Genomic DNA, 23164 nt, shown 5'->3' on the forward strand with positions numbered 1-23164 from the left:
CATGGCCGAGCGAACCGTGGCACAGAAACTGCAGGTGAAATCCGGCGATGTCGTTGCAGTGGTGGCCGCGTCCGACGACGACATCACGCGTCTCGGGGTCCTTCCCGAAGGCGCCCGTCTCTCACGCGGCAGCACTGCTGGCGCATCCGTCGCGATCGTATTCGTGACCAGCCGTGCCGAGCTGCTGGAGCGTTTCGCGTCCGAACTGCGCGGACTCGAGAGCGCTCGCGCCGTCTGGTTCTGCTACCCCAAGGGAAATCGCGCCGACCTGAACCGTGACACGATCATCCGTGAATCGTCCGCATTCGGCTGGCGGCCGAACAGCAATGTGGCCGTCGACGACACGTGGTCTGCTGTGCGTGTGCGTCAGCTGGAGACGGGTGAAGCGCCAGTAGGCTGATGCGTCATGAGCACTGTGCTGGTCCTGAACGGCCCGAACCTCGGACGACTCGGAACGCGTGAGCCCGAGATCTACGGGTCGGCGACCCTCGACGACCTGCGCGGTCTGCTTGCAGCCGATGCGCCAGAACTCACCATCGAGCTGCGACAGACCGACGACGAAGGCGTCATGCTCGCCTGGCTGCACGATGCTGTCGACGAGCGCACCCCGGTCATCCTGAACGCGGGGGCGTGGACGCACTATTCATACGCGCTCCAGGATGCGGTCTCGATGGTCACGAAGGCGGGGATCACCGTCATCGAAGTGCACATTTCGAATCCGCACGCGCGTGAGGAATTCCGGCACACGAGCGTGCTGAGCCCGGTCGTCACGGGCGTGATCGCCGGCTTCGGATTCGAGTCGTATCGTCTCGCGCTGGCCTACATTCGCCGAAACCAGCTCTGACAACTAGAATCTCTTGTGGTCGCCGGCCTTCCGGCACCCACCGTGGACCACGTGTCCACCGTCTGCTGCAGGCGTGCGTGTCACCGCCGGCCCGTCTCACGCTTCCTCGATCGAACGGAACATTCTCGCATGGCTTCAACCGCTGACATCCGGAACGGCGTCGTCCTCAACATGGACGGCCAGCTGTGGACGGTGATCGAGTTCCAGCACGTCAAGCCCGGCAAGGGCGGCGCATTCGTGCGCACCAAGCTGAAGAACGTCACCAGCGGCAAGATCGTCGACCGCACCTTCAACGCCGGTGCGAAGATCGAGACGGCGAACGTCGACCGCCGCGACTTCCAGTACCTGTACCAGGACGGCGACGGCTACGTCTTCATGGACACCTCGGACTACAACCAGCTCACGGTCACCGGCGTGGTCGTCGGCGACGCGTCGAACTTCATGCTGGAGAACCAGTCGGTCACCGTTGCGCTGCACGACGGCGAGCCGCTCTACGTCGAGCTGCCCGCATCCGTGACCCTCGAGATCACCTACACCGAGCCGGGCCTGCAGGGCGACCGCTCGACGGGCGGCACGAAGCCGGCGACGGTCGAGACCGGCTACCAGATCCAGGTGCCGCTGTTCCTCGAGACCGGCACCAAGGTCAAGGTCGACACGCGCACCGGGGACTACCTCGGCCGTGTCAACGACTGACCGCGTTCGAATCCGATGAGTGCACGGACGAAAGCGCGCAAACGAGCGCTTGATGTGTTGTACGGCGCTGACCTGCGCCAGATCCCGTTGAACCAGGCCCTCGCAACCGAAGCGGAGCGCGCCGCCAGCGAGCCCCAGCGCGAAGCGTCGTGGCTCTACGCCCGCGAGATCCTCGACGGTGTCATCGACAACGGTGATGAGATCGACGAACTGATCGAGACGTACTCGCAGGGCTGGACCCTCGCGCGCATGCCGGTCGTCGACCGTGCGATCCTGCGGATCGGCATCTGGGAGGTCGTGTTCAACGACGAGGTCCCCGACGGGGTGGCGATCTCGGAAGCTGTCGAGGCCGCCACCGTGCTCTCGACAGACGACTCGGCCGGTTTCATCAACGGGCTCCTCGCGAAGATCGCCCAGACCAAGTCCGCGGGCTGACCGCGAGCAGACCGGAGCAGACCGCAGCCGCATGTCCCGACACCGCCGCATCCTCACCCGTGCCCTGACCGTTGTGGGCGGTGCTGTGCTCGCCCTGTCGATCGGCGTCGGTCTGACCGCGTGCTCGGCCGGGGCGAGCGCGCCGACGTCGACAGTGCCTGTTCCGACGGGCACCAGCGGTGCTGTGCACTTCGACGACGGGTTCATCGAGGTCGGCACCGGGGCGACGACGGTGGACGTGTATTTCGATCCGCTGTGCCCGTACTGCCAGGAGTTCGACCTGACCAACGGTGCCACCCTCGCGGCCGCGGTCGACGACGGCAGCATCACCCTCCGGCTGCACCCGCTGACCTTCCTCGACCCGTCATCGAACGGCACGGCGTACTCGAGTCGGGCCGCGGCCGCGCTCACCTGCGTCGCGGAGTCCGACCCGGACGCCACCCTCCGCTACCTCACGGCTCTCTACAAGAACCAGCCCCACGAGGGCAGCGACGGCCTGACGGACAAGAAGCTCGTCTCCATGGCGGACGCACTCGGGGTATCCGACATCTCATCGTGCCTCGCCACCGGAGCGAACCAGGCGTGGGCTCAATCGCTCACGCAGCAGGCGCTGAAGGGTCCGATCAAGGACGCCGACATCACCCAGATCAAGGGAACCCCGACCGTGCTCGTCAACGGCATTTCCTACACCGGGAGCATCACCGATGCGAAGGCCTTCAAGAAGTTCCTCGACTCGCACTGACCTGGTACCGCGGACCGACTATGCTCGGTCGAGGTAGACATCCTTTAAGAGCCGTCCTGTGAGGCGGGAAAGGGGGTCGGCATGACGGTGCGCACCGTGCTCCAGCAAGCTGACATCACCCGGGCGTTGACTCGGATCTCACACGAGATCCTGGAGTCCAACCGGGGCACACGCGATCTCGTGATTCTCGGCATCCCCACGCGCGGCGTCACGCTCGCGCACCGGATCGCCGAGACCATCGAACGGATCGAACCCGGCGCCGGCGAATCGATCGTCGGCTCGCTCGACGTCACGATGTACCGGGACGACCTGTCGCACAACCCGACGCGCACGCCGTCACCCACCTCGCTTCCCGGTCCGATCGATGGCAAGACCGTCGTGCTCGTCGACGACGTGCTCTTCTCGGGTCGCACCATCCGGGCAGCCCTGGATGCGTTGAGCGACCTGGGGCGACCGCGTGCGGTGCGTCTTGCCGTGCTGGTCGACCGCGGTCACCGTCAGTTGCCCATCCGGGCGGACTTCGTCGGCAAGAACCTGCCGAGCGCGGCATCCGAACGCATCAACGTACGCCTGACCGAAGTCGACGGCGACGAGTACGTGACCATCGATTCTCCCGACGACGCGGGGGAGGCCCGCTCATGAGGCACCTCCTGTCCACGAAGGGCCTGGGCCGCGACGATGCAATCCGGGTCCTGGACGTCGCCGAGGACATGGCGGACGTACAGGGCCGGGAGGTCAAGAAGCTGCCCACCCTCCGCGGGAAGACCGTCGTCAACCTCTTCTTCGAGGACTCGACGCGCACGCGCATCTCGTTCGAGGCTGCCGCCAAGCGGCTCTCGGCGGATGTCATCAACTTCAGCGCGAAGGGCTCGAGCGTCTCCAAAGGCGAAAGCTTGAAGGACACCGCTCAGACGCTCGCAGCCATGGGCGCGGATGCTGTCGTCGTGCGTCACCACGCTTCAGGCGCACCGCACACCCTGGCGTCGAGCGGCTGGATCGACGCCGGGATCATCAACGCGGGCGACGGGACGCACGAGCATCCGACGCAGGCCCTGCTCGACGCGTTCACGATCCGGCGCCGGCTGCACGGACCGGATTCGCGTGGGCGCGACCTCGACGGCGTGACGGTGACCATCGTCGGTGACATCCTGCATTCGCGGGTCGCACGCTCGAACGTGTGGCTCCTCGAGACGCTCGGCGCCCACGTGACCCTGGTGGCCCCGCCGACACTCCTTCCCGTCGATGTGAGTGGCTGGCCCGCAACGATCGGGTTCGACCTTGATGAGGCGATCGATTCCGGACATCCGGACGTCGTCATGATGCTGCGCATCCAGGCCGAACGGATGCACGCCGCGTTCTTCCCGAACAGCCGCGAGTATGCACGGCGCTGGGGTCTGGACGACGAACGGCTCGCCCGCCTGCGCCCCGATAGCATTGTGATGCACCCCGGCCCGATGAACAGGGGCCTGGAGATCTCGGCCGCGGCGGCGGACTCGCCGCAGTCGACCGTCAGGGAACAGGTCGGGAACGGGGTGTCTGTGAGGATGGCCGCGCTGTACCTCCTGCTGTCCGGAGATCGGGAGGACTCGTAAATGGTGACTGACAACACACGCGCTCGACACCTTGTCCGCGGTGCGACACTGGCCGACGGCACGACCACCGATCTCCTCGTGGAGAAGGGCCGGATCGCCGAGACCGGTACCGGAATCTCCGCCTCCGGAGCCACCGTCGTCGACGCGCAGGGATTGATCGCCCTGCCCGGGCTGGTCGACCTGCACACGCACCTGCGCGAACCCGGGTTCGAGCAGAGCGAGACGGTGCTGACCGGCACCCGCGCCGCAGCGGCCGGCGGATTCACCGCAGTGTTCGCCATGGCGAACACGTCCCCGGTGGCCGACACGGCGGGCGTCGTCGAACAAGTCCTCTCCCTCGGAGACCGCGCTGGATATGCGACCGTCCGCCCGATCGGCGCAGTGACGGTCGGCCTCGGCGGTGAGCGACTCGCCGAGCTGGGCGCCATGGCCGATTCACGTGCTCGCGTCCGGGTGTTCTCCGACGACGGCAAGTGCGTCTCCGACCCGCTGCTGATGCGGCGCGCGCTCGAGTACGTGAAGGCCTTCGACGGCGTTATCGCGCAGCACGCGCAGGAGCCGCGCCTCACCGAGGGTGCCCAGATGAACGAGGGCGCACTCTCCGGCGAACTCGGCCTCACCGGGTGGCCGGCGGTCGCCGAGGAGTCGATCATCGCGCGTGATGTCCTGCTCGCCGAGCATGTCGGTTCGCGACTCCACGTCTGCCATGTCTCGACGGCCGGCTCCGTCGATGTGATCCGCTGGGCGAAAGCACGCGGGATCGATGTCACAGCCGAAGTCACGCCGCATCACCTGCTGCTCACCGAGGAGCTGGCTGCAGGCTATGACGCCCGCTACAAGGTCAACCCGCCGCTTCGACGTCGGGAGGACGTCGAAGCGCTGCGTGCCGGCCTCGCCGACGGCACGATCGACATCGTGGCAACCGACCACGCACCGCACCCCGTCGAGTCGAAGGACTGCGAGTGGGATGCGGCGGCGTTCGGGATGGTCGGACTCGAGTCCGCCCTCTCGGTCGTACACGCCTCGGTCGTGCAGAACGGGATGCTCGACTGGCGCGATGTCGCACGCGTGCTGTCCGGTGCCCCCGCGGCGATCGGCCGCCTGGCCGGTCACGGCGCCCCCCTGGTGGCAGGGGCTCCAGCCGAGTTCTTCCTCTACGACCCGCTCGCGACCCGTACGTTCTCGACCGAGGACCTCGCCGGCAAGGGCATCAACTCGCCCTACCTCTCGATGGAACTTCCCGGCCGTGTGGTCGCGACATTCCATCACGGCTATCCGACCGTGCTCGACGGTGTCGTGCTCCCGGCCGACGAAGTGGCCACGCAGGCAGCTCTCTGGACGGAGACCATCCATGGATAAGCTCGTCCCCACGCTCGTGGCGATCGCAGTGGCGGCCCTGATCCTCTTCCTGCTGATCTTCACGTGGCGCAGGCGCGCGAAGCGTGACGCCGGTCTCGGCGCAGGCTACGAGGCTCAGGCGGATGCGTCAGTCGCGACCCTCGAGGCGGAGACGCTCTACGTTGCGACGACAGTGCACGACAAGCCTCTTGAACGTCTCGTGCTGCCTTCGCTCGGTTTCCGCGGCCGCGCCACGCTCTCTGTCGCACCGGATGGCGTCAGCCTTGCGATCGCCGGCGCGCCTCTCGTATTCATCCGCGCATCCGCTCTCCTCGGCATCGGCCTCGCAACCTGGGCCATCGATCGTGTCGTGGAGACCGATGGCCTGGTCTGGATCGCCTGGACGACCAGCGGTGGCGCAGCAGTGGACAGTTACCTCCGGGTCATCGACCCGGCAGAACGGACGTCGATCATCGGCGCCGTAAAAGACATCGTGCCAGGGTCGGGGGGCGGGCAGCCGCCCGCTGCGGCCGAGAGCACGGGCACCGACCAGACCAACGAAAGGGAGGTGTGAGGTGGCTGGTTTCGAACCCGCGGTCCTCGTCCTCGAAGACGGCAGACGATATGTCGGGCGCACATACGGCGCGGTGGGCCGGACGCTCGGCGAGCTCGTGTTCGCCACGGGTATGACCGGGTACCAGGAGACCCTGACCGATCCGTCGTACGCGGGGCAGATCGTGCTCATGACTGCACCCCACATCGGCAACACGGGAACCAACGATGAGGACATGGAGTCCCGACGCATCTGGGTGTCCGGCTACGTCGTGCGCGAGCCGTCCCGCGTCGTGTCGAACTTCCGCGCGACGCGCGGTCTCGACGATGACCTCGTCGAGCAGGGCATCGTCGGGATCAGCGGAATCGACACCCGCGCGGTCACCCGTCACATCCGCGCAGCGGGCGCGATGCGCTCCGGAATCTTCTCGGGTGCCGACTTCGAACTGAGCGACGGCGAACAGCTCGACCTCGTGCGCAGCGGCGCGGAGATGGCCGGCCTGAACCTCTCGGAGGAGGTCTCGACGCCGGAGCCGTTCACGGTGCCTGCAGTCGGGGAGCGTATCGGTTCGGTCGCTGTGCTCGACCTCGGCGTCAAGACGTCGACGCTCAACTACCTCGCCGCACGCGGCTTCGACGTGCACGTGCTGCCCCAGATGGTCTCTTCAGCGGACATCCTCGAGCTGCAGCCGTCCGCCCTGTTCTTCTCGAACGGGCCGGGCGACCCGAGCGCATCCGATCGGCATGTGGCCTTGCTGCAGGACGTGCTGCGGGCCGGGGTGCCCTATTTCGGCATCTGCTTCGGCAACCAGCTGCTCGGGCGTGCTCTCGGGTTCGGTACGTACAAGCTTCCGTTCGGCCATCGCGGCATCAACCAGCCCGTGCTGGACAAGGCGACCGGCCGGGTCGAGATCACCTCGCAGAACCACGGGTTCGCCGTCGACGCGCCGATCGAGGGCATCATCGACTCGCCCGCCGGCTTCGGCCGGGTCGAGGTGAGCCACTTCAGCCTCAACGACAACGTCGTCGAGGGCCTGAACTGCCTCGACCTCAACGCGTTCAGCGTGCAGTACCACCCCGAGGCGGCCGCCGGCCCTCACGACGCCAACTACCTGTTCGACAGGTTCAGGGACATGGTCCTCAGCACCAAGGGAGACGCGAAGTAATGCCACGCAGGGAAGACATCAAGAGCGTCCTCGTCATCGGCTCCGGCCCGATCGTCATCGGGCAGGCGTGCGAATTCGACTACTCGGGCACCCAGGCCTGCCGCGTGCTGCGCGAGGAGGGCGTGCGCGTCATCCTCGTCAACTCGAACCCGGCCACGATCATGACGGACCCCGACTTCGCCGACGCGACCTACGTCGAGCCGATCACCTGGCAGGTCATCGAGACCATCATCGCCACAGAGCGGCCGGATGCGATCCTGCCCACCCTGGGCGGCCAGACCGCGCTCAACGCGGCCATCCAGCTGCACGAGCACGGCATCCTCGAAAAGTACGACGTCGAGCTCATCGGTGCGAAGTTCGAAGCGATCCAGAAGGGCGAAGACCGCCAGATCTTCAAAGACCTGGTGATCGCAGCGGGCGCGGAGGTCGCCCGGTCGCACATCGCGCACACGGTCGACGAGGCCATCGCGTTCGCCGAGGACCTCGGCTATCCGCTCGTCGTCCGCCCCTCGTTCACGATGGGCGGGCTCGGGTCCGGATTCGCGCACACCGAGGCCGAGCTGCGCCGCATCGTCGGCGACGGCCTGCACCAGAGCCCGACCAGCGAGGTACTGCTGGAGGAGTCGATCCTCGGCTGGAAGGAATACGAGCTCGAGCTGATGCGTGACACGGCCGACAACACGGTCGTGGTCTGCTCCATCGAGAACGTCGACCCGGTCGGCGTCCACACCGGCGACTCGATCACCGTCGCCCCGGCCCTGACGCTCACGGACCGCGAGTATCAGAAGCTGCGCGACATCGGCATTGACATCATCCGCGCCGTCGGCGTCGACACCGGCGGCTGCAACATCCAGTTCGCCGTCGATCCGGCGGACGGTCGCATCATCGTGATCGAGATGAACCCGCGCGTGTCGCGCTCGTCGGCACTGGCATCGAAGGCGACCGGATTCCCGATCGCGAAGATCGCCGCCAAACTGGCGATCGGATACCGCCTCGACGAGATCCCGAACGACATCACCCGGGTGACGCCCGCGAGCTTCGAACCCACCCTCGACTACGTCGTGGTGAAGGTGCCCCGGTTCGCGTTCGAAAAGTTCCCGGCCGCAGACCCGACGCTCACGACCACCATGAAGTCCGTCGGCGAGGCGATGGCGATCGGCCGTAACTTCACGAGCGCTCTCCAGAAGGCGCTGCGTTCCCTCGAGAAGCGCGGATCGTCCTTCCACTGGGGCGCGGAGGACCGCACGCTCGAGCAGCTTCTCGAATCGATCGCGACCCCGACCGACGGCCGGATCGTCGACGTGCAGCAGGCGCTGCGCCTCGGCGCCACCATCGAGCAGGTCTTCGAGGCGACGAAGATCGACCCCTGGTTCATCGACCAGATCGTGCTCGTCAACGACGTCGCCGAGATGGTCCGCACCGCCGAGACGCTCGACACCGACACGCTCCGTTACGCCAAGGACCACGGGTTCTCGGATGCGCAGATCGGCCAGCTGCGCGGCTTCGGCGAGGCGGACGTGCGGGAGATCCGCCACATCCTCGATGTCCGGCCCGTGTACAAGACGGTGGACACCTGCGCAGGCGAGTTCCCGGCGCTCACTCCGTACCACTACTCGAGCTACGATCTCGAGACCGAGGTGGAGCCGAGCGACCGCCGCAAGGTGGTCATCCTCGGGTCGGGACCGAACCGTATCGGCCAGGGTGTCGAGTTCGACTACTCGTGCGTGCACGCGTCGTTCGCCCTCCACGATGCCGGGTTCGAGACCATCATGATCAACTGCAACCCAGAGACGGTCTCGACCGACTACGACACCAGCGACCGACTCTACTTCGAGCCGCTGACGCTGGAGGATGTCCTCGAGGTCATCCACGCGGAGAGCCAGTCAGGGGAACTCGTCGGCGTCGTCGTCCAGCTCGGTGGCCAGACGGCCCTGGGCCTGGCCAAAGGCCTCCAGGCGGCGGGCGTGCCCATTCTCGGCACGACGCCTGAGGCGATCGACCTGGCGGAGGAGCGCGGGCTGTTCGCCGGGATCCTCGAGAATGCGGGGCTTCTCGCGCCGCGCAACGGAACAGCGCACGACTTCGCCGGTGCCGTCACGGTCGCCGAACAGATCGGTTACCCGGTGCTCGTTCGCCCGAGCTACGTGCTCGGGGGGCGCGGCATGGAGATCGTCTACGACAGCCCCTCGCTCGCCGACTATTTCGACCGCGTGGCAAACCAGGGCATCGTAGGCCCGGCGCACCCCCTCCTGGTCGACCGCTTCCTCGACGACGCGATCGAGATCGACGTCGACGCTCTCTACGACGGCGAAACGCTGTACATCGGGGGAGTCATGGAGCACATCGAGGAGGCCGGCATCCACTCGGGCGACTCCAGCTGCACGCTGCCGCCGGTGACTCTCGGACGCCAGGAGATCGACCGCGTGCGCGAAGCGACGCTGAAGATCGCCGAGGGCGTCGGGGTACGGGGCCTGCTCAACGTGCAGTTCGCCATCGGAGCTGGAGTTCTCTATGTACTCGAGGCCAACCCCCGCGCGTCGCGCACGGTGCCGTTCGTATCGAAGGCACTCGGCATCCCGCTGGCGAAGGCCGCTTCGAGGATCATGGTGGGGGAGACGGTCGCCGACCTGATTGCCGAAGGGCTCCTGCCCGTACAGGACGGCTCGGTCATCCCGATGGATTCGCCCGTCGCCGTCAAGGAGGCCGTGCTGCCATTCAAGCGGTTCCGCACGCGCGAAGGGCAGATCGTCGACTCGGTCCTCGGCCCGGAGATGCGGTCCACCGGCGAAGTCATGGGCATCGACAAGGATTTTCCCCGCGCTTTCGCCAAGAGCCAGTCCGCCGCGTACGGCGGCATGCCGCTCGGCGGCACGGCGTTCGTCTCGGTCTCGGACCGCGACAAGCGCTCCATCGTGCTTCCGGTCCTTCGTCTGCAGCAGCTGGGATTCGACATCCTCGCGACCGAAGGCACGGCCGAAGTGCTCAATCGCAACGGCATCCGCGCGCGTGTCGTGCGCAAGTTCAGCGACGCGCCCGACGGTGAGGCGCCGTCGATCGTCGACCTGATCAACCGCAACGAAGTGGATGTGGTGATCAACACCCCGAGCGGCCGTTCCGCCCGCGCCGACGGGTACGAGATCCGTGCCGCTGCCGTCGCAGGCGACAAGCCGCTCTTCACGACGATCGCCGAGCTCAGCGCGGCCGTCGCGTCGATCGACGCCATCCGGGAAGGCTTCGAGGTGCGGTCGCTGCAGCAATACGCGCTCGATCGGGCGGCACGCCTGTGACCGCTGCCTCGACGTCGTTCGGAGACCGGCTCGCTTCGGTCTTCGCCGAATTCGGCCGGCTCTGCGTCGGCATCGATCCGCACGCCCACCTGCTGCGTGAGTGGGGTCTCGAGGAGTCGGGCGCTGGCACACGCGAGTTCGGGCTGCGCGTGGTGGATGCCGTCGCGGGCCGTGCCGGCATCGTGAAGCCGCAGGTCGCCTTCTTCGAACGCTACGGGGCCGCAGGGTACGCGGCGCTCGAGGACGTACTCGCTGCCGCTCGTGCCGCCGGGATCCTCGTCATCGCCGATGCCAAGCGCGGCGACATCGGCACGAGCGTCGAAGCGTACGGGCAGGCCTGGCTCACCCCCGGCTCGCCGCTCGAGGCTGACGCGATGACCATCGCGGCGTTCCAGGGCGTCGGCTCCATCGCGGCACCGATGGAACTCGCAGAGGCCGCTGGCAAAGGCCTGTTCGTGCTTGCGGCGACGTCCAACCCCGAGGCGGAACTCATCCAGCGAGCCCTCGTGCCTGTGGAGAACGCCAGCGGCCGGACCGTGTCCCGTGCCATCATCGATGATGTGAAGGAGTTCAACGAAGCCCAGTCCGTGCATCCCTTCGGCTCCATCGGCGTCGTCCTCGGTGCGACCCTCGATCTCGCTCGGTACGGCATCGATACGCGCTCGCCTGCGGGTGTCAATCCGCCACCGGTGCTGGCGCCAGGCTTCGGCCATCAGGGCGCGAAGCTCTCCGAGGCGCGCTCGATCTTCGGCTCGTACGCGCCCGCCACGATCGTCAGCGAATCCCGGGCGATCCTGTCCTCCGGGCCCGACAAGCTTGCAAACGTCGTCGGCACTCGCGCCGAACAGGTTCGCGCCGAGATGGGGTCCGAGATTGGCTGAGCACGGCAACCGGCCCACTCCGCCCGACGTCGACCGGGTCGCAGCGTCACGCGCTGCAATCGCTGCCCGTCGTGCACGAGCGGCGGTCAAGTCGACGATCGCCAACGGCGACGTCTCATCGCTGACCGTGCTCGACCGCTCCGCCGAAGAACCGGAAGGCACCGAGGGCAGGCTGCGGGTCACCGAGTTCCTGCTGAGCGTGCCCGCAATCGGCACAACGAAGATGCACGACGCACTGGAGAGGCTTGCGATCTCGCCGGCGAAGCGACTCGGAGGCCTCGGAAAGCACCAGCGCGTGCGCCTGAGGGAGTACCTGGTCGACCGCGAGGCCGCAAACCACGGGAGGCGCCCGAACCGGCTCGTCGTGCTCGCGGGGCCGACGGCGGTCGGCAAGGGGAGTGTCGCCGGATTCATCCGCGAGAACTACCCCGACGTATTGCTGTCCGTGTCCGCGACGACGCGGTCGCCACGTCCGGGCGAGGTCGATGGCGTCAACTACTACTTCGTCAGTGACGTGGAGTTCGACCGCATGATCGAGGCGGGCGAGCTCCTCGAATGGGCGACAGTGCACAACGCATCGCGTTACGGCACCCCGCGCGCCCCGATCGAGCACGCGCTCGACGACGGGCGCAGCGTCTTACTCGAGATCGACCTGCAGGGAGCGCGCAACGTCCGTGCGGCGATGCCCGAGGCGCGACTCATCTTCCTGCTGCCGCCGACGTGGGAAGAGTTGGTGCGACGGCTCATCGGCCGGGGCACGGAAGACTCGGCCGAACAGCAGCGCAGACTCGAGACGGCGAAGGTCGAGCTGGCGGCGCAAGACGAGTTCGACTATCGGGTGGTTAACAGCGACGTGGCCGAGGCGGCTCGCGAGGTCGTAGACTTGATGAAGATTCGCACGGCGTCGTCGCGCGCGTAGCCGTCGCCGCGTCCCGTCGAGACCACTCGCTGTGTCCGAGTCACAGTGTTCGTCTCGCAGCGTTCGTCGATCGACGACCAGACCTCTACCAAGGAGCAGTACACGTATGGCAACCAACAACAAAGGCATCATCGACCCGCCGATCGACGACGTGCTCGCCAAAGTCGAGTCGAAGTACGCCTTGGTGATCTTCGCGTCCAAGCGCGCCCGCCAGATCAACGACTACTACGCAGACCTCCACGAAGGCAGCCTCTTCGACAACGTCGGACCGCTCGTCGACTCGACGATCGACGACAAGCCCCTCTCCGTTGCGCTCCACGAGATCAACGAGGACAAGCTGACAATCAAGCCGATCGTCGAGTAGCGGGCTCGCCGGCCGTCCTTCGGCCCGCTTCCGTAGCCGTTCGATTTCCTGAGGGGATGCCGCTGTGAGCGCTCGACTGACCATCGTCGTCGGAGTTACCGGCGGCATCGCCGCGTACAAGGCCGTCGGCGTCATCCGGGCCCTGGTACTCGAAGGCCATTCGGTGCACGTCGTCGCGACGGAGGCGGCGCTCCGCTTCGTCGGGCGGCCGACGCTCGAGGCGATCAGCCGCAACCCCGTTGCCACCGACCTCTATGAAGGCGTGGCAGAAGTGCGACACGTCGCGATCGGCCAATCGGCCGACCTCATCGTCATCGCCCCGGCCACCGCCAACACCATCGCCAAGCTGGCCGTGGGTCTCGCCGACGACCTGCTCGGCAACACGGTCCTCGCAAGCACGGCACCGCTCGTGATCGCGCCGGCCATGCACACCGAGATGTGGCAGAACCCCGCGACGGTGGCGAATATCGCCACCCTCCGCGAACGCGGCGTGACCATCGTCGGTCCAGCAATCGGCCAGCTCACCGGCAAAGACTCCGGGCCTGGCCGCATGGAGGAGCCGGAAACGATCGTGCGCGCTGCCCTGGCGGTCGTCGGAGGCGGCGCGGCGGCAGCCGATGCTGCGCCCGTCCCTGCCGCAGCATCCGCCCCCGTACAACCGGCAGCTGTCGTATCGCTCACCGAGCGTCGCCGAGCGGGCGAATTCATTAGGCCGGCGCGAGGCGGAGACGACCTCGCGGGCCGACGCATCGTCATCAGCGCGGGCGGCACACGAGAGCCCCTCGACCCGGTCCGGTTCCTCGGCAACCGCTCGAGCGGGCGCCAGGGCATCGCGATCGCAGTCGCGGCGAAAGCACGCGGCGCCGAGGTCACCCTCATCGCTGCGCACCTCGAGGTTCCGCCGCCCGACGGGGTGCGCCTCATCGAGGTGGGGACGGCCAACGAGTTGCAGGACGCCGTCACCGAAGCCGCACGCGACGCCGACATCGTCGTGATGGCCGCCGCCGTCGCCGACTACCGGCCCTCCGAGGTGCGGTCAGACAAGATCAAGAAGACCGATGCCGGCGATCGACTGACGCTCGAGCTCGTGGCGAACCCCGACATCCTGGCCGGACTCGCCGCATCGAAACGCGAGGGGCAGACTATTGTCGGGTTCGCGGCAGAGACCGAACAGGATCCGTCGGCCCTGGTCGAGCTGGGGCGCAGCAAGCTCCGGTCCAAAGGCACCGACTTCCTGATCCTCAACCAGGTCGGCTGGTCGCACGGGTTTGCCACAGAAAGCAATGAGGTCGTCGTCCTGAAAAGGGGCGGCGATATAGTGATGGAGGCGTCCGGCACGAAGCTGTCGGTGGCCGATCGTATCCTCGACGTCATCGCCTAACGCAGACCAGATGTGGATGGGCCCGAACTTGGGACAACTATGACTGAACTGCGCCTCTTCACCTCCGAATCCGTCACCGAGGGCCACCCCGACAAGATCTGCGACCAGATCTCCGACAGCATCCTCGACGCCCTCCTCGCCGAGGACCCAGCGAGCCGGGTAGCGGTCGAGACACTCGTCACGACAGGCCTCGTACACGTCGCCGGTGAGGTCACCACCAGCGGATACGTCGACATCCCGACCCTGGTCCGCGACCGCATCGTCGACATCGGCTACAACTCGTCGGAGGTGAGCTTCGACGGGCGTTCGTGTGGCGTATCGGTGTCGATCGGTGCGCAGTCGCCCGACATCGCGCAGGGCGTCGACAACGCGCTCGAAACGCGATCGGAGCAGAGCGGCGACGACCTGGACCGGCAGGGCGCCGGGGACCAGGGCATCATGTTCGGCTACGCGACCACCGAGACACCCCAGTACATGCCACTGCCGATCTGGCTGGCCCACCGCCTTGCGGAGCGCCTGGCCGCGGTGCGGAAAGACGGAACGCTCGACTACCTGCGCCCCGACGGCAAGACCCAGGTGACCGTCGGATACGAGGGCTTCGTTCCGAAGACTGTACAGACCGTCGTGCTGTCGACCCAGCATTCGCCGAGCGTCGACTCCGAGACTCTCCAGGCCGAGGTCATCGAAGAGGTCATCACACCGGTGCTCCACGGGGCGGGCCTCGACACCTCCCACGTGCGCACGCTGATCAACCCGACCGGCCGCTTCGAGATCGGCGGTCCCAAAGGCGACGCCGGCCTCACCGGCCGCAAGATCATCGTCGACACCTACGGCGGCGCAAGCCGGCACGGTGGGGGAGCGTTCAGCGGAAAAGACCCCTCGAAGGTCGACCGATCGGCCGCCTACGCGATGCGCTGGGTCGCAAAGAACGCGGTCGCTGCCGGGTTCGCCGACCGTCTCGAACTGCAGGTCGCCTACGCGATCGGCAAGGCGGCGCCGGTGGGGCTGTACGTCGAGACCTTCGGAACCGGAGTGATCCCCGACGAGCGGATCATCCGGGCGATCCGCGAGGTCTTCGACCTGCGCCCGGCCGCCATCATCCGTTCCCTCGACCTGCTGCGCCCGATCTACGCGCAGACGGCGACCTACGGTCACTTCGGCCGCGAGCTTCCCGACTTCACCTGGGAACGGCTCGACAAGGTCGAAGACCTCCGGTCCGCCGCAGGATTGTAGGCGTGACGGCGACAGGCAGGGTCGCCCGCGTACTCATCGACTCGGCCCTGCCCCAACTAGATCACCTCTTCGACTACCGTGTGCCCGCGGAGCTTCTTGCGGATGCGGCACCCGGCGTGCGGGTCAAGGTTCCCCTGCGCACGGCCGGCCGCATCGCCGACGGCTACCTGATCGAATTCACCGACGAGGAGTTCGAGGGAGCGCTCAGTGAGATAGAGGCGGTCGTCTCCTCCGTTCCGGTGCTGTCGCCGGAAGTGTGGGCGCTCGCCCGCAAAGTCGCCGACCGAAGTGCAGGCACCACGAACGACGTCGTGAGGCTCGCCGTTCCGGGGCGGCAGGTCCGGGTCGAGAAGGCCTGGCTCGCCGCGCGTGCCGACCAGGCCCGCGATGACGTTGAGCACAGCGGCGACGAGCACAGCGGCGACGGGCGCACCGGCGACGGGCACAGCGACACACCGTTCGCCGCACCGCTCCTGCGCGGGTACGAACCGGGTCGCATCGAGGCCGCACTGGCGGAAAGCCGGCGGATCGCCCTGCAGGCCCGGCCACAACTCTCCGAACTGCCCGACGGATCGTGGGTGGGCGAGTGGGCGGTCACGCTGGCGACCGCGGCGGCCGTCTGCTGGGCATCCGGTCGCTCGGCGATCCTCGTCGTTCCCGACTACCGTGATCAGGACCAACTGGCTGCAGCGCTTGTAGCGATCGCCCCGCCGGAGGCAGTGGTGCGGGCGGATGCTCGCCAGTCCAACGCCGAACGTTACCGTGGCTTTCTCGACGCGATCGCATCACCCCGCATCGTGATCGGCAATCGCTCAGCGGTCTACGCTCCTGCCGCCGTGCTGGGGCTTCTCGCCGTCTGGGACGATGGGGACCCGCTGCACGCCGAACCCCTGAGCCCGTATGTGCACGCGCGGGATGCGGCGCTGGTACGCCAGGAACTCCAGGGGTGTGCGCTCATCTTCGCCGCCCACAGCCGGAGTGTGGAGGTGCAGCGCCTCGTCGAGGTCGGTTGGCTGGACGATGTCGCCCCCCAGCGGGCGGGCAGTCCCAAGGTCGTGCCGACCGCGAACCAGGCCGCCAACGATGTCGCCGCGCGTGCTGCGCGCATCCCTTCGACGGCCTGGCAGACCGCGAGGACAGCGCTCGAGACCGGGCCGGTCCTGGTACAGGTGGCGCGACCCGGGTACGCGCCCGTTCTCTCCTGTGCGAACTGCGGCCAGGCGGCCCGCTGCAACCGGTGCGAAGGTCCGCTCGGGCAGACCCGGTCTGGCGCCACGCCGTCTTGTGGCTGGTGCGGTGCGCTGGCGACCGACTGGCGCTGCGAGAACTGCGAGCACGCTCGCTTCCGTATGGCGACGGTCGGTGCCGGGCGCACCGCCGAGGAGTTGGGTCGTGCGTTCCCCGGTGTCCGTGTTCTGGTGGCGGATGGCGAACATCCGCTGCAGACGATCGCGTCGACGCCGGCGCTGGTCGTCGCGACGCGCGGCGCCGAGCCGATCGCCGCAGGAGGGTACCGGGCGATCCTGCTGCTCGACGGCGAACGCATGCTCGCCCGCGAGACCCTGCGTGTCGCCGAGGACTGCATGCGCTGGTGGTCGAATGCCGCAGCCCTTTCCGCGCCGGGTTCTCCGACCGTGCTCGTCGGTGTCGGCGGCACACTCGCTCGCGATCTCGCAACCTGGCGTCAGGTCGAGTTCGCGCGTCGGGAGCTGAGCGACCGACGAGCGCTTCGTTTCCCGCCGGTCGTGAGGCTCGCATCCCTCACAGGTGCTTCCGAGGTCGTCGCGGAGGCGGCGGCCGCCGTCGACCCGGCCGACCTCATCGATGTGCTCGGTCCGGCGCCGCTCGGTGACGGGAACGTCCGGACGATCCTGCGCTTCGACTACGCTCACGGCCCGCAGGTCGCCGCAGCTGTGCGGGCCGCGATCGTTCGGAACGCCACACGCCGCCGACGTGCCCCTGCCGGCAAGGGCGGGTTCAGGCCGGCGCCGACACTCCGGGTGCGTTTCGACGACCCCGAGCTCGGCTGATCGACATCGAGGGTGCGGAAAGCACCCTTCCACGTCGGTCACGGACTACTTTTCGCACCCCTCGGCCGGATGTCGAACGGCGTTGCGCGACCGGGCCGGTTCGCGCCGAGGCTCCCACTGCCAGAGAATGGATACGCCACCCCCGCACCGAACCGGAGAACCTTGATGACCGCATCACGCCGCCTGAGGCTGGTCTTCGCCGGCACCCCAGCGGTCGCCGTCCCCCCGCTCGACGAGCTCGTGAAGGGTCCGCATGAGATTGTCGCCGTGATCACGCGCGAAGACGCCGCACTCGGCCGTAAGCGCGTCCTGACGCCGTCGCCCGTCGCGAGCGCAGCACAGGAACTCCACCTGGCGACCATCAAGGCGAACAGGCTCGACGCATTCGTCACCGAACGCGTCTCAGACCTCCGTCCCGATCTCGGCGTCATCGTCGCGTACGGGGGACTGGTGCGTGAACCACTTCTGTCGCTGCCGCGGCACGGCTGGATCAACCTTCATTTCTCGCTACTGCCACGCTGGCGGGGAGCAGCACCCGTTCAGCGCGCGCTCATGGCGGGCGATGCGGTCACCGGCGCATCCGTTTTCCAGCTCGTGCCCGAGCTCGACGCGGGCGAGGTGTTCGCCGAAGCGACCCGGGCGGTCGGTGCGTTCGAGACCGCCGGTGACGTTCTGGATGCGCTGGCCGGGATCGGGGCGCGGCTGCTGGCGGAGACCGTGGATGCGATCGCGGACGGTACCGCACACGCCTCGGCCCAGACCGGTGAGCCGACGCTCGCACCCAAACTCACGATCGACGACGCCCGCATCGACCTGACCGGCGATGCCGGTACAGCATTCGACCGTATCCGCGGGGTGACACCAGAACCCGGAGCGTTCGTCATGCTCGCCGACCAGCGGTTCAAGATCCTCGAGGCGAAGCCTGCACCAGACCAGTCAGCGCTCCCTGCACGAAGGGCGGCGCTGATCGACAAGCGGGTACTGGTGGGAACCGGCAGCCACCCGCTCGAGCTCGTCAGGGTGCAGCCGGCCGGCAAGCGCCCGATGGCCGCCGCGGACTGGTGGCGCGGACTCGCCGACGATGAAGTGGAATTCTCATGAGTGAACGCGCCCCTCGCGTGCAGCCTGCCCGGCGGGTCGCCTACGACGTCATTGCGGCGGTACGCGAGTCGGATGCTTACGCCAACCTGCTTCTTCCGACACGCATCGCCCGCGCATCCCTCAACACGGCCGATGCCGGACTCGCGACCGAGCTGACCTACGGGACGCTGCGGATGCAGGGTTACTACGACCGGGTCATCGCTCGCGCGGCCGGCCGCACCGTCGACCGCATCGATCCTCCGATCCTCGACGTTCTGCGGCTCGGAACACACCAGCTCCTCTCGATGCGGGTGGCGACCCACGCAGCGGTAGACGAATCGGTGTCACTGGCCAGGGCTGTGGGCTCCCGCTCGGCGACCGGCTTCACGAACGGCGTGCTGCGCGAGATCAGCCGCCACACGCCGGACGAGTGGCGCGATCGGATCATCGGCGACGCGTCCAGCGCCGACGACGAACTCGCCGCGGTGTTCTCGCACCCGGTCTGGGTGGTCCGCGCACTGCGCCGGGCGCTCGAAGCCGAGGACCGCTCCGGCGAGCTCGACGAGCTGCTGGCGGCAGACAACACCGCCCCGCGCGTCAACCTGATCGCCCTTCCCGGCCTTGCCGAACCGTCGGCAGAAGCCGGCCCCGACCGGTTCTCGCCCTTCGGTTTCACGCTCGGCGGCGGCGACCCGCAAGGGATCGTCGACCAGTTTGACGGGCGCATCCGCGTGCAGGACGAAGGGTCGCAGCTCGCCGCACTGATCCTGACCCGGGCGCGCGACATCGTCGCCGGCGAGGAATGGCTCGACCTGTGCGCGGGGCCCGGCGGAAAGGCCGCCCTGCTCGCAGCAGAGGCGCGACTGGGCGGCGCGACCCTGATCGCCAACGAGCTGGTGCCGGCCCGTGCGGACCTGGTGCGGCGCGCACTCGCAGCGGTTCCGGAGAAGGTCGAGGTCTGGGAGCGTGACGGCACAACCATCGGCGAGACGGATCCGGAACGCTTCGACCGCATCCTGCTCGACGCGCCGTGCACGGGGCTCGGTGCGCTGCGCCGTCGCCCGGAGGCGCGCTGGCGCAAGACACCGCGCGATGTCGCGGAACTAACCAGGCTGCAGGCACAGCTGCTCGACAGCGCCTTCGCGGCGCTCAAGCCGGGCGGCATCCTCGCGTACGTGACCTGCTCTCCTCACATCGCCGAGACCCGGCTGTCGGTGGCGGATGCTGTGACCCGCTGGGGCGACACCGCCGAGCAGCTCGACACGGCATCCGTCCTTCAGGAGCTGTCGAATGAACGTCTTGACCTCGCCGCCGAGCCGACGGAGGTTCAGTTGTGGCCGCACCGTCACGGGACGGACGCCATGTTCGTTGCGCTGCTCACGAAACGACCACCGTCCTGACCGGTGCAGCCGACGCGTTTCGTTAGGCTGAAAGGCATGCCCGCCCGGATCAACCCCAGTGTCCTCGCCGCCGACTTCGTCAACATGGAGCGCGACCTGGGCACGATCGCCAGTGCCGACCTGGTCCACGTCGACGTGATGGACAACCATTTCGTCCCCAACCTGACGTTCGGCCCGCAGATGGTGGGGCGCATCCACGATGTGTCGCCCATTCCCCTCGACGTCCACCTGATGATCACCGACCCCGAGCGCTGGGCGCCCGGGTACGCGGAGCTCGGCGCGTACTCGGTCACTTTTCATGCGGAGGCGGCCACCGATCCGGTCGGTCTCGCGCGCCGCCTGCGCGCGATCGGGGCACGCGCGGGCATCGCACTGAAGCCGGGCACTCCGGCCGACGACTACCTCGAACTGCTGTCCGAGTTCGACCAGGTGCTCGTCATGACGGTCGAACCTGGTTTCGGCGGGCAGAGCTTCATGCCCGAGACCATGCCCAAGCTTCGGCAGCTTCGAGAGGCAGTGACGGCTCGCGGTCTGGACATCTGGCTGCAGGTCGACGGCGGCATCACGGAGGAGACGATCGTGACGGCGGCGGAAGCGGGGGCCGACACGTTCGTCGCGGGGTCGAGCGTCTTTCGCGCCGACGACCCGGCCCGGCAGATCTCACTTCTGCGCGACACCGCCACCCTGCATCTCTGACACCGGCACCGGCGCGTCAGCGGCAGGCACGGACGTGCGTACGGCGCTCATCGCCACCACGGCGATGACGGCCGCGAGGGCGAAGGCGTAGAAGCCCCACGGATAGGCGATGCCCAGCCCGACCAGCCCGCCGGTGACCAGGGGACCGACGATCGCCCCTGCACGACCGATTCCCGCAGAGAACCCCAGGGCTGTGCCGCGCATGGCAGGTGGGTACCTCGTGTTGACGAACGCGTAGACGAGAACCTGTGCCGAAAAGACGAAGACGCCGGTGATGAAGACGGCGACATAGAGAACGACGAGGTTGTCCATCCGGATGCTCAGCACCGCAAGGAACACCGCCGCCAGGAGGAACCACGTCATGGCGACCCGCTGGATTCCGAAGCGGTCGCCGACGATCCCGGCGAGCACGAGGCCGGCGACCGCGCCCACATTGAGGACCATCAGGAACGCGAGCGAGTTGCCCAGGTCGTATCCCGCCGATCGCATCAGTTCCGGCAGCCACGTGTTGAGGCCGTAGACGAGTAGGAGACCCATGAACGATGCGCTCCAGATGGCAGAGTTCAGCATGAGGTACCGCTTGCGGAGCAGCTCCCGCGCGGCTCCCGCCGGTGCACTGCCTTTCGCGTCGCGCTGACCGGCGGCGAACGTCGCGGATTCCGGTAGTGCGAACCACAGCAGGGGCACGACCACCAGTCCGGCGACGCCGCCGATCACGAACATGGTGCGCCAGTCCGGGATGATGACGAGCGCGAGGAGGGCCGTCAGCACGGCGCCGACGTGATAACCGGTCATCGTGAGCGTGACGGCCCGGCCACTGCGGTTCGGAGGCGTGAATTCGCCGACGCAGGCGATCGCCGTCGGCAGGCACGCGCCGAGGCCGAGTCCGGCGAGGAAGCGGAGGATTCCGAAGACGAGGACACTCGGGGCACTCGCGATGGCGAGGGTGCAGAGCGAGAAGACGAGTACGCAGACGATGAGCGGCCGCCGTCGCCCATGGGCATCGGCCAGCGGTCCGACCAGGAACGCGCCGAGTCCGACACCCACCAGGCCGATCGTCGCGATGATCGTCGCCGCGGCCGGGTCGAAGCCGAGCTCCCCGGTGCCGAGCAGTGTCGGAATGACCGTGCCGAGCACGACGAGGTCGAAGCCGTCGAGTGCGACCACGACCCAGCAGAGGATCGGCGGCCAATACGGGTTGGATCGGAGCGTACTCACGGAGCCTCCTTGCTCTCAGCATGCACGAGGCAGCCGCTCATGGAGCGTTTGTAATGCATGCTTTTATGTCTTATAACAACAGTTGGTTTGTTTTATATCACGGATGCCGGGGTCTCCGCACGGCCGCCCCGCATGATTGTGGACAGTGAGAACCGATAGCCTGTACTGGTGAAAACCTTCGACGACCTCTTCGCCGAGCTCAGCGACAAGGCCGCCACCCGGCCGACCGGTTCCGGAACCGTGCGTGAACTCGATGCTGGCGTGCACACGATCGGCAAGAAGATCGTCGAGGAGGCTGCCGAGGTCTGGATGGCCGCGGAATACGAGACCGAGGAACGCACCGCCGAGGAGATCTCCCAGTTGCTCTACCACCTCCAGGTGCTCATGCTGGCGAAAGGGCTGACCACGGCTGACGTGTACCGACATCTGTGACACTCTCACCCTTGTCGACCACTACACCTGAAGGCTTGTCCATGCTCAAGATCGCCGTACCCAACAAAGGCTCGCTCTCCGAGACGGCAGCGCAGATGCTGCACGAGGCCGGCTATGCCGGCCGCCGCGACCCGAAGGAACTGATCGTCGCCGACCCTCGCAACGACGTCGAGTTCTTCTACCTTCGCCCGCGGGACATCGCGACGTATGTCGGATCCGGAGCGCTCGACGTCGGTATCACCGGCCGCGACCTCCTCCTCGATTCGGGTTCGGCCGCCGCTGAGATCGCCGCCCTCGATTTCGCCGCCTCGACTTTCCGTTTCGCAGGGCCGACCGGGCTTTTCACCGACCTCGAAGACCTCGCCGGCAAGCGGGTCGCCACCAGCTATCCCGGACTCGTCGGCGATTTCCTGGCTGCGAACGGCGTCACTGCCGACCTGATCCGCCTCGACGGCGCGGTCGAATCCGCGGTGCGGCTCGGTGTGGCGGATGCCGTTGCCGACGTCGTCGAGACCGGCACCACCCTGCGCAAACAGGGACTCGAGATCTTCGGCCCGGTGATCCTCGAATCGGAGGCCGTGCTGATCTCGTCCCCAACGAGTGCGCAGGGCATCGACACCCTCCTGCGCCGGCTGCAGGGCGTGATGGTCGCCCGCCAGTACGTGCTCATCGACTACGACCTGCCTGCGCGGCTCCTCGAGAAGGCGGTCGCGCTCACTCCGGGCATCGAGTCGCCGACCGTCTCGCCGCTGCGCGACCCCGAGTGGGTCGCCGTTCGCGCGATGGTCAAGCGCGACGGCACGAACCACATCATGGACGACCTGTACGAGCTCGGAGCCAGGGCGATCCTGGTCACTCCGATCCACGCTGCACGGATCTGA

General features: G+C 67.5%; 23 protein-coding genes. 22 read left to right on the forward strand and 1 reads right to left on the reverse strand.

Annotated elements, in window-relative coordinates; translation table 11 throughout:
* The first annotated feature begins 1 nt into the window (after position 1).
* From ACPPVQ_RS10960 to rpe, 20 genes are all read left to right on the forward strand, one after another.
* On the forward strand, positions 2 to 400 hold the full coding sequence (locus tag ACPPVQ_RS10960; protein ID WP_426515131.1) for a hypothetical protein: 399 nt from the start codon (positions 2 to 4) through the stop codon (positions 398 to 400).
* 6 nt (positions 401 to 406) lie between these two features.
* Positions 407 to 844 (forward strand): type II 3-dehydroquinate dehydratase, encoded by a 438-nt coding sequence (locus ACPPVQ_RS10965; protein WP_426515133.1) that lies wholly within the window; start codon positions 407 to 409, stop codon positions 842 to 844.
* 129 nt (positions 845 to 973) lie between these two features.
* Positions 974 to 1537: an elongation factor P gene (efp, locus tag ACPPVQ_RS10970; protein ID WP_426515134.1), complete on the forward strand. Its 564-nt coding sequence runs from the start codon at positions 974 to 976 to the stop codon at positions 1535 to 1537.
* Between the two features lie 15 nt (positions 1538 to 1552).
* On the forward strand, positions 1553 to 1972 hold the full coding sequence (gene nusB, locus ACPPVQ_RS10975) for a transcription antitermination factor NusB (protein WP_426515136.1): 420 nt from the start codon (positions 1553 to 1555) through the stop codon (positions 1970 to 1972).
* A 31-nt stretch (positions 1973 to 2003) separates the two neighbouring features.
* Positions 2004 to 2714, forward strand: a complete 711-nt coding sequence (locus ACPPVQ_RS10980; protein WP_426515137.1) for a DsbA family protein — start codon at positions 2004 to 2006, stop codon at positions 2712 to 2714.
* Positions 2715 to 2795: 81 nt separating this feature from the next.
* Positions 2796 to 3356 carry a bifunctional pyr operon transcriptional regulator/uracil phosphoribosyltransferase PyrR gene (gene pyrR, locus ACPPVQ_RS10985; RefSeq protein ID WP_426515138.1) on the forward strand — a complete coding sequence of 187 codons (561 nt, stop codon included), beginning with the start codon at positions 2796 to 2798 and terminating at the stop codon, positions 3354 to 3356.
* Positions 3353 to 4306 carry an aspartate carbamoyltransferase catalytic subunit gene (locus tag ACPPVQ_RS10990; protein ID WP_426515139.1) on the forward strand — a complete coding sequence of 318 codons (954 nt, stop codon included), beginning with the start codon at positions 3353 to 3355 and terminating at the stop codon, positions 4304 to 4306. Before pyrR ends, ACPPVQ_RS10990 begins: the two co-directional genes overlap by 4 nt.
* The gene (locus tag ACPPVQ_RS10995) at positions 4307 to 5665 is read left to right on the forward strand and encodes a dihydroorotase (protein ID WP_426515140.1); all 1359 of its coding nucleotides are present in this window, start codon (positions 4307 to 4309) and stop codon (positions 5663 to 5665) included.
* Positions 5658 to 6218, forward strand: a complete 561-nt coding sequence (locus tag ACPPVQ_RS11000; protein WP_426515141.1) for a hypothetical protein — start codon at positions 5658 to 5660, stop codon at positions 6216 to 6218. Before ACPPVQ_RS10995 ends, ACPPVQ_RS11000 begins: the two co-directional genes overlap by 8 nt.
* A 1-nt stretch (position 6219) precedes the next feature.
* Positions 6220 to 7362 (forward strand): glutamine-hydrolyzing carbamoyl-phosphate synthase small subunit, encoded by a 1143-nt coding sequence (gene carA / locus ACPPVQ_RS11005; RefSeq protein WP_426515142.1) that lies wholly within the window; start codon positions 6220 to 6222, stop codon positions 7360 to 7362.
* Positions 7362 to 10649: a carbamoyl-phosphate synthase large subunit gene (carB, locus tag ACPPVQ_RS11010; RefSeq protein ID WP_426515143.1), complete on the forward strand. Its 3288-nt coding sequence runs from the start codon at positions 7362 to 7364 to the stop codon at positions 10647 to 10649. The genes carA and carB overlap by 1 nt, the downstream gene beginning before the upstream one ends.
* Positions 10646 to 11530: an orotidine-5'-phosphate decarboxylase gene (gene pyrF, locus ACPPVQ_RS11015; RefSeq protein ID WP_426515144.1), complete on the forward strand. Its 885-nt coding sequence runs from the start codon at positions 10646 to 10648 to the stop codon at positions 11528 to 11530. The genes carB and pyrF overlap by 4 nt, the downstream gene beginning before the upstream one ends.
* Complete coding sequence (gene gmk / locus ACPPVQ_RS11020) at positions 11523 to 12449, forward strand: guanylate kinase (protein WP_426515145.1); 927 nt, start codon at positions 11523 to 11525, stop codon at positions 12447 to 12449. Before pyrF ends, gmk begins: the two co-directional genes overlap by 8 nt.
* A 106-nt stretch (positions 12450 to 12555) precedes the next feature.
* Entirely contained in the window at positions 12556 to 12813 is a 258-nt protein-coding gene (rpoZ, locus tag ACPPVQ_RS11025; RefSeq protein WP_426515146.1) for a DNA-directed RNA polymerase subunit omega, read from the forward strand.
* Between the two features lie 76 nt (positions 12814 to 12889).
* Positions 12890 to 14194: a bifunctional phosphopantothenoylcysteine decarboxylase/phosphopantothenate synthase gene (locus tag ACPPVQ_RS11030; protein WP_426521225.1), complete on the forward strand. Its 1305-nt coding sequence runs from the start codon at positions 12890 to 12892 to the stop codon at positions 14192 to 14194.
* A gap of 39 nt (positions 14195 to 14233) precedes the next feature.
* Positions 14234 to 15427, forward strand: coding sequence for a methionine adenosyltransferase (gene metK, locus ACPPVQ_RS11035; protein WP_426515147.1), 1194 nt, complete (start codon positions 14234 to 14236; stop codon positions 15425 to 15427).
* A 2-nt stretch (positions 15428 to 15429) separates the two neighbouring features.
* Entirely contained in the window at positions 15430 to 17457 is a 2028-nt protein-coding gene (locus tag ACPPVQ_RS11040) for a primosomal protein N' (protein WP_426515148.1), read from the forward strand.
* 183 nt (positions 17458 to 17640) lie between these two features.
* Positions 17641 to 18558, forward strand: coding sequence for a methionyl-tRNA formyltransferase (fmt, locus tag ACPPVQ_RS11045; protein ID WP_426521226.1), 918 nt, complete (start codon positions 17641 to 17643; stop codon positions 18556 to 18558).
* Positions 18555 to 19937: an RsmB/NOP family class I SAM-dependent RNA methyltransferase gene (locus ACPPVQ_RS11050; RefSeq protein ID WP_426515149.1), complete on the forward strand. Its 1383-nt coding sequence runs from the start codon at positions 18555 to 18557 to the stop codon at positions 19935 to 19937. Before fmt ends, ACPPVQ_RS11050 begins: the two co-directional genes overlap by 4 nt.
* A gap of 36 nt (positions 19938 to 19973) precedes the next feature.
* Positions 19974 to 20633, forward strand: a complete 660-nt coding sequence (gene rpe / locus ACPPVQ_RS11055; RefSeq protein ID WP_426515150.1) for a ribulose-phosphate 3-epimerase — start codon at positions 19974 to 19976, stop codon at positions 20631 to 20633.
* Here the strand turns inward: rpe and ACPPVQ_RS11060 are convergent.
* Positions 20598 to 21851 (reverse strand): MFS transporter, encoded by a 1254-nt coding sequence (locus tag ACPPVQ_RS11060; RefSeq protein WP_426515151.1) that lies wholly within the window; start codon positions 21849 to 21851, stop codon positions 20598 to 20600. The two genes, rpe and ACPPVQ_RS11060, sit on opposite strands and share 36 nt — an antisense overlap.
* Positions 21852 to 22019: 168 nt before the next feature.
* Between ACPPVQ_RS11060 and ACPPVQ_RS11065 the strand changes: the two genes are divergently transcribed.
* Both ACPPVQ_RS11065 and hisG read left to right on the forward strand, forming a co-directional pair.
* Complete coding sequence (locus ACPPVQ_RS11065) at positions 22020 to 22283, forward strand: phosphoribosyl-ATP diphosphatase (protein WP_426515152.1); 264 nt, start codon at positions 22020 to 22022, stop codon at positions 22281 to 22283.
* A gap of 41 nt (positions 22284 to 22324) precedes the next feature.
* A complete protein-coding gene (hisG, locus tag ACPPVQ_RS11070) occupies positions 22325 to 23164 on the forward strand; it encodes an ATP phosphoribosyltransferase (protein WP_426515153.1) in 840 nt (279 codons plus the stop codon).

The organism is Leifsonia sp. McL0618 (assembly GCF_049994905.1).
GTDB lineage: Bacteria > Actinomycetota > Actinomycetes > Actinomycetales > Microbacteriaceae > Diaminobutyricibacter.